Below are 6,908 nucleotides of genomic sequence, written 5' to 3' on the forward strand. Positions count from 1 at the left end.
CGAGCCGTGGCGCAAACTGTCCGCCAACCGCGACGACCGGGTGTTCGTGGTCAACAACGAGGTGTGGCAGACCGGGCAGGGTCTCATCGCCGCCCGCGGTATCGTCGATGACCTGTATTGGGTGAACGCCCCGATCAATTAAGGCACGCCGGCATCACGCCATAACACCACTGACCAGCGATGGTTTAGAAGTTCCAGTCCTCGTCTTCGGTGACGACGGCCTTCCCGATCACGTACGAGGATCCGGAGCCGGAGAAGAAGTCGTGGTTCTCGTCGGCGTTCGGCGACAACGCCGACAGGATCGCCGGGTTGACGTCGGTCTCGTCGCGCGGGAACAGCGCCTCGTAGCCCAGGTTCATCAGCGCCCTGTTGGCGTTGTAGCGCAGGAACTTCTTGACGTCTTCGGTCAGCCCGACGCTGTCGTAGAGGTCCTGGGTGTAGTCCACCTCGTTGTCGTAGAGCTCGAAGAGCAGCTCGTAGGTGTAGTCCTTGAGTTCGGCGCGCTTAGCGTCGTCCACCAGCACCAGACCGCGCTGGAACTTGTAGCCGATGTAGTAGCCGTGCACGGCTTCGTCGCGGATGATCAGCCGGATCAGGTCGGCGGTGTTGGTCAGCTTGGCCCGGCTCGACCAGTACATCGGCAGGTAGAACCCGGAGTAGAACAGGAAGCTCTCCAGCAGTGTGGAGGCGACTTTGCGTTTGAGCGGCTCATCGCCTCGGTAGTACTGCATCACAATGTCGGCTTTGCGCTGCAGGTTGGGGTTCTCCTCCGACCAGCGGAACGCGTCGTCGATCTCGGCGGTGGAGCACAGTGTGGAGAAGATCGAACTGTAGCTCTTGGCGTGCACCGACTCCATGAACGCGATGTTGGTGAGGACGGCCTCCTCGTGCGGGGTCAGCGCGTCGGGAATCAAGCTGACCGCCCCGACCGTGCCCTGGATGGTGTCCAGCAGCGTCAGCCCGGTGAAAACGCGCATGGTCAGCTGTTTCTCGTCGGTGGTCAGTGTCGCCCAGGAGGGCAGGTCGTTGGAGACCGGGACCTTCTCGGGCAGCCAGAAATTTCCGGTCAGCCGATCCCAGACTTCGGCATCCTTATCGTCGTGCAGCCGGTTCCAGTTGATCGCCGAAACGCGGTCGATCAGCTTCATGTTTTCGGTCACCAGAACCCCACTTCACCAGACGGTTTGCCTGCCGTTACCTAGAACTCAAACACTACCCCTGGGGTAGGACAAGCCGGCGTAACACAAGGGCTTGTGTTTGCGTGTCGTCCGGCGCAGGCCTTCGTCGAATTGCTTAACCGTGAACCGAAGCCGTGACCGTGGTTCCGGACGCTCGGGCCGCCCTGCCGACTCCGGAAAACCGATACTCTTCCGGCTTGACCGCGCGAGTGGCGCGCCAATACTGCCACGTCATACCGCTCCACAGGGTCCGGTTGACGCCGTGTTCGTCGAGGTACCAGCTGGCGCAGCCGCCGGTGTTCCACACCGAGGCGCGCAGCCTACGCTGCAGCTCCTCGTTGAACCGGTCCTGAGCGGCGCGGGTGGGCGCCAGCGCCTGCGCGCCGGCTTTGTCGACCGCCCCGATCGCCTCGGTGACGTAGTGAATCTGCGATTCGATCATGAACACCACCGAGGTGTGGCCCAGTCCGGTGTTGGGCCCGAGCAGGAAGAACAAGTTGGGCATGTCGGCGACGGCGACGCCGCGGTGCGCCGAAACCCCCTCGCGGTTCCACCGGTCCACCAGGTCCTCGCCGCCCGGCCCCTTGATGTCGACGTAGGTGTAGGAATCGACGACATGGAACCCGGTGGCGTAGACGATCACGTCGACCGGGTGCTCGGCGCCGTCGGCGGTGATGATGCTATCGGCGGTGATGCGGGCGATCCGTTCGGTGATCAGCGTGGTCTTCGGATTGGCCACCGCCTGGTAGTAGTTGCCGGCGTAGAGGATTCGCTTGCAGCCGGCGCGGTAGCGCGGCGTGAGCTTGCGGCGCAGCTCCTTGTCTTGGACATAGTGCCGAATGTTCCACCGGCCGGCCAGCTCGACCGCCCGCAGCAGGCTCGGCCGTTTGGTCATCGCATAACCCAGGCCCTCGAGCCACCAGTAGATCCCGCAGCGCACCGCCAGCCGCAGACCGGGAACGGTGGCGAACGCGCCGAGCACCACTCTCGGGAACGGCGCGTTCGGCCGCGGCACCACCCACGGCGGGGTGCGCTGATACAGCTGCACCTGCGCCGCGCCGGCCTTGCCGGGTCTGTCGCGCACCAGTTCCGGCACGATCTGGATCGCGCTGGCGCCGGTGCCGATCACCGCGACCCGCTTGCCGGTCAGGTCGACGCTGTGGTCCCACTCGGCGGAATGGAAAGCGGCCCCAGCGAAGTCGTCGATGCCGTCGATGTCAGGCAGCCTCGGGATGTGCAGCGCCCCGGCGCCCGAGATCAGGAACTGGGTCACGTACTCCCGACCGGATTCGGTGAACACGTGCCACCGGTACTCACCGTCGTCCCAGTGCGCGCGGCTCACCCGCGAACCGAAGCGGATGTAACGGCGCAGCCCATACTTGTCGGTGACGCCCTTGAGGTAGTCCAGGATCTCCGGCTGCGGTGAGAACAACCGGCTCCAAGTCGCCTTGGGTTCGAACGAGAACGAGTACAGGTGCGACGGAACGTCGCACGCACAGCCCGGATAGCTGTTGTAGTACCAGGTGCCGCCGACCTCGTCGGCCTTCTCCAGGATCAGGAAGTCGACGCCCAGTCGCTGCAGCGCGATGCCCATGCCGAGCCCGGCGAACCCGGCCCCGATGACCAGCGCGCGGGTACGCACCACCGGGGCATTGTTCATCGCCTGGTTGGCGGCCTGCTCGGTGACGGTCATACTGCGATCCTTTCCTGGGAACGCCGGTACTGGGTATTTGATTCTTTCAGTCTGTCCGGCGCCCACCGGGCTGTCAACGCGTACCGGCGCCCGCCGAGGCCCGGAAGACAAGCCGACCCGGGTTATCGAAACGACCGACGGAATGAGGTGGTCCCGAGATTAAAATCTTTCGTTCATCTGCAGTTCAGTTCCTTTTCGCTGCCGAGCCATGCCCTGACCCTAACTTCTGTCCTGGCAGCTTTCTGGGAGGACTTCTGGACATCTCCTGGGAGTTCACACACCGTCGCCGTGGCTGTCGCGGCGCTTTTGTCGGGGTGATCGGTTGACGAAAGGAAATGCCCATGCCGAATTTCGCGGCGTCACCGCCGGAAGTCACTTCCACCTTGGTGTATGCGGGTTCGGGGTCGGCGCCGATGGTAGCGACCGCGTCGGCCTGGGACGCGCTCGCCGCGCAGCTGGACTCGTTCGCGGAAGGCTACGCTGCGGCGATCTCAACCTTGCAGGAGGGTTGGATGGGTCCTGCTTCGAATGCGATGGCTGCCGCGGCTACGCCATATGTGGCTTGGGCGACGACAACAGCAGCACAAGCCGAGCAGACCGCCAGCCAGGTTCGGGCCGCAGCGGCCGCCTTTGAGACGGCACACGCAGCAGTTGTGCCCCCGGCGTTGGTGGCCGCCAACCGCACCCAGTTGGCCAACCTGATCGCGACCAACCTCTTGGGCCAGAACACGACACAGATCGCGGCCACCGAGGCCGCCTACGACGCGATGTGGGCCCAGGACACCGGTGCGATGTATGGCTATGCCACGTCGGCGTCGTCGGCGACGAAGCTGACGCCCTTCAAGACGCCGCCGCCGACCGCCAACCCCGCCGGACAATCCGCCCAGGCCGCCACGACGGCCACCCAGGCCGCCGGCTCGGGCGCTTCGCATGCCGGCAGCCTGTCGCAGCTGCTTTCGAGTGTGCCACAACAGCTCTCGGCAGCAGCAGCGCCGGCCGCAGCAAGTTCGGACACATCCACAATTTTCGGAATCACCGTACCGACCTCGCTACTGACCAGCGTCGGAGACTTCAACACCATAAGCGGGCCGGTGAGCTTCCTGGCGGCGATGACTCGTACCGTCGCCAACTCCAGCGCCGCGGGTATGATCATCGGCCGACTCCTGGCCGACGCCACGCTGTACGCGCCGCTGGCCGCGCTGAGCGGCGCGACGTCACCGGTCACGTTCGGAGCGCTGTCATCGGCGGGGCTGGCTGGCGCGGCCGCATCGGGCGTTGACAGTGCGGTGCTCGCCAGCGCAGCGAAGGCGGGCCTGGTCGGGCCGCTGTCGGTGCCCCAGGCGTGGGCGCAGGCGACGCCGGTGGCGGCTGTCGCCAGCCAACAGGCGCCGTGGCTGTCGGAGGTCGAGGCGTGGTGGGAGGCCGGCGCACCTGCGACGGTGGGTGCGGAATCAATGGCAGAGGTGGCCGCCGCGGCCGCCGCGGGCACCCTGCTGATGCGTCCCGTCGTCGGCAAGGCGCTGAAGATTCCGCCTCGCCGCTTCAAGATGTCAAGTCCTAAATCCGGTGGATAGCCACCACCTGTGGCCATGCCGCGCAGCGCTACCGCCGTTGTTCTCCGAGACGATCGTCAGAGTTTGAGGAATAGCGATGCTGGATTTTTCGACCCTGCCGCCCGAAGTCAATTCGGCCAGGATGTACGCCGGTCCCGGGTCGGGGCAGATGATGGCGGCAGCGACAGCCTGGGATGGCGTCGCCGGGCAACTCGAATCGCTGGCCGCCGGCTACGCGGCGGAGTTGACGGCTCTGCAAGGCCGGCTTTGGTCGGGGCCTGCCTCGGCCGCAATGACCGCCGCGGCCGCACCGTACGTGGCGTGGGCGAACGCCACAGCCACCCAAGCTGAGCAGACGGCCAGCCAGCATCGTGCGGCGGCGGCCGCCTACGAGGCGGCGTTCGCCGCGACCGTCCCCCCACCGGTGATCGAAGCCAACCGGGCATTGCTGATGACGCTGATCGCGACCAACTTCCTTGGACAGAACACGCCTGCGATTGCGGCCACCGAGGCTCACTACGCCGAGATGTGGGCTCAAGACGCCGCCGCCATGCACGGCTATGCCGGCTCTTCGTTGCCGGCGGCCGCCGCGCTGACGCCGTTCAGCACGCCGCCGCAGACCACCAACTCTGCTGGGCAGTCAGCCCAGAGAACCGCGGCCACCCAAACGGCGCAAACAGCTTTGTCGCACGCGCTTGCGGCTTCGTCAAATCCTGGGCATAGCCCGTCGGTCGGCTCCGGTGCCGCTACGTCCACGTCATCGTCGGGGTCGTCGGGCATCTACTACATCAACAGTTGGCAATCCCTGCAGAAATTTATGAACCTTTTCCACGAGTCGTTCACTGCGCAATATTACAATTACGGCGTCACCTTTGGCGATCAGGGCGTGTTCAATACAAGTTACCTGCTCTTCGGCAACCATCTTTTTCTTCCACGGAATCCGCCGGCTCTGCTGGGCGAGGGGGCGTTGGCGGGTTCGACCAGCGCAAGCGCCGAACCGGTGCTCGCCGGCAAAGCGGTATCGGTGGGGAAGCTGTCGGTTCCGCGCGGCTGGGCGGGCGCCACAGCGGCGGCCAAAGCAGGTTATGTCGCCCAGTCGCCGCAGCTGCAGTCACCAGAATCAGGCGCGCCGGCCGTTCCAGCGGAACTGGCCAGTGCCCAGTCAGCGACGCCCACCGCCGACCGGCCAGCGCCGCCACCGGCGCTGGGGCCGATGGGCGGCCCGGCGCAGCACCACAGCGGCAACGCCGTCTTCCGCATGCGGGACAACCGGTTCCGAATGCCCCGGCCGGCGGCCGGCGGATAGCACCAGAAGTGATCACCCGGGCCGGCAGATGTCGGCCGCGGCCGGGCAAGAAAGGGGATGCAGATGCTGGACTTCGGGCTGTTGCCGCCGGAGATCACCTCGGCCAGAATCTATTCGGGTCCGGGGTCGGAGCCGACGATGGTGGCCGCGTCGGCCTGGGACGCGCTTGCCGCGGAGTTGGATTCGTTTGCGCGAGGCTACGCTTCGACGATTTCAAGCTTGCAGGACGAGGGGTGGCTGGGTGCTGCTTCCAATGCCATGGCTGCTGCGGCCGCGCCGTTTGCGCAGTGGGCGGCCGCCACAGCGGGACGAGCCCAGCTGTCGGGCAGCCAAGCTCGGGCGGCGGCAGCCGCCTTCGAAGCGGCACATGCCGCAGTTGTGCCACCGCCGCTCATCGCCGCTAACCGAGCCCAGCTGGCCAACCTGATCGCGACCAACATCCTGGGTCAGAACGCGGCCCAGATCGCGGCCACCGAGGCCGCCTACGACGCGATGTGGGTGCAAGACGCCGCAGCGATGCATGGCTATGCCACGTCGGCGTCCTCGGCGACGAAGCTGGCGGCTTTTACCGGGCCGCCGCCGACCACCAACCCTGCTGAAGCGCCCGTGGCCGCGGCTGCACCTGCTGCGGCGGCTGCTTCGCAATCCAGCCTGTCGCAGTTCCTGTCGACCGTTCCGCAGCTGCTCTCAGCAGCACCGGGCACATCGTCACAGACCGGTATACCGATACCGCAGTCGTTTATCACGCTCATGAATAATCTTAACTACGTCCAACGAATCCCGGACATCTATATGTTGGTGCAAGCTCGTAACGTCGGGGCTGTCGGCGATGCCATCATTCTCGGTGTCAAATTCGTATCCGATGGCGCACTATTTTCACCGCCACCCGAGCTGACCGCGGCGACATCCGCCACCGCTGCTGGGGCGACGTCACCAACGGTTCTGGCTGCAACTGCGGAGGCAGGCGTCGATAGGGCGGTGTTGGTCAGCGTGGGCGAGGCGACCGCGGTCGGGCAGTTGTCGGCGCCGCCGGCGTGGGCGAATGCGACTCCGGTCGCTGCTGCGACCGACCAGTACCTGTCCTCGTGGGCGGCCAAGGGGTCGTGGGAGGCGGCTCCGAAGGTGAACGTGGCCGGCACGGGGCCGGCGGCGGCCATGGGGCCGATGGCCGGGGCGGC

5 protein-coding genes and 1 pseudogene are annotated in these 6,908 nt (G+C 66.0%); 4 read left to right on the top strand and 2 right to left on the bottom strand.

The genetic code is table 11. The features are described 5' to 3' along the window. Window positions 1-142: pseudogene (locus AC2VON_RS12320) on the top strand (iron-siderophore ABC transporter substrate-binding protein); the annotation flags it as partial. Between the two features lie 43 nt (window positions 143-185). Here the strand turns inward: AC2VON_RS12320 and nrdF are convergent. Beyond that, complete coding sequence (nrdF, locus tag AC2VON_RS12325; protein WP_486953225.1) at window positions 186-1,160, bottom strand: class 1b ribonucleoside-diphosphate reductase subunit beta; 975 nt, start codon at window positions 1,158-1,160, stop codon at window positions 186-188. Window positions 1,161-1,293: 133 nt separating this feature from the next. Beyond that, on the bottom strand, window positions 1,294-2,871 hold the full coding sequence (locus tag AC2VON_RS12330) for a flavin-containing monooxygenase (RefSeq protein WP_486953226.1): 1,578 nt from the start codon (window positions 2,869-2,871) through the stop codon (window positions 1,294-1,296). A gap of 341 nt (window positions 2,872-3,212) precedes the next feature. Between AC2VON_RS12330 and AC2VON_RS12335 the strand changes: the two genes are divergently transcribed. The 3 genes from AC2VON_RS12335 to AC2VON_RS12345 form a co-directional block, all read left to right on the top strand. Further along, the gene (locus AC2VON_RS12335) at window positions 3,213-4,445 is read left to right on the top strand and encodes a PPE family protein (protein ID WP_486953227.1); all 1,233 of its coding nucleotides are present in this window, start codon (window positions 3,213-3,215) and stop codon (window positions 4,443-4,445) included. A 76-nt stretch (window positions 4,446-4,521) separates the two neighbouring features. After that, complete coding sequence (locus AC2VON_RS12340) at window positions 4,522-5,730, top strand: PPE family protein (RefSeq protein WP_486953228.1); 1,209 nt, start codon at window positions 4,522-4,524, stop codon at window positions 5,728-5,730. 63 nt (window positions 5,731-5,793) lie between these two features. Continuing rightward, window positions 5,794-6,908: PPE family protein (locus AC2VON_RS12345; RefSeq protein ID WP_486953229.1), on the top strand; the 1,115-nt coding region annotated here is incomplete at its 3' end.

Source organism: Mycobacterium sp. TH-M82, assembly GCF_057473605.1.

Bases quoted from the DNA above. Each gene is read 5' to 3' on its own strand.
- AC2VON_RS12340 (WP_486953228.1), top strand. From the start codon at position 4,522: ATGCTGGATTTTTCGACCCTGCCGCCCGAAGTCAATTCGGCCAGGATG.
- AC2VON_RS12330 (WP_486953226.1), bottom strand. From the start codon at position 2,871: ATGACCGTCACCGAGCAGGCCGCCAACCAGGCGATGAACAATGCCCCG.
- AC2VON_RS12335 (WP_486953227.1), top strand. From the start codon at position 3,213: ATGCCGAATTTCGCGGCGTCACCGCCGGAAGTCACTTCCACCTTGGTG.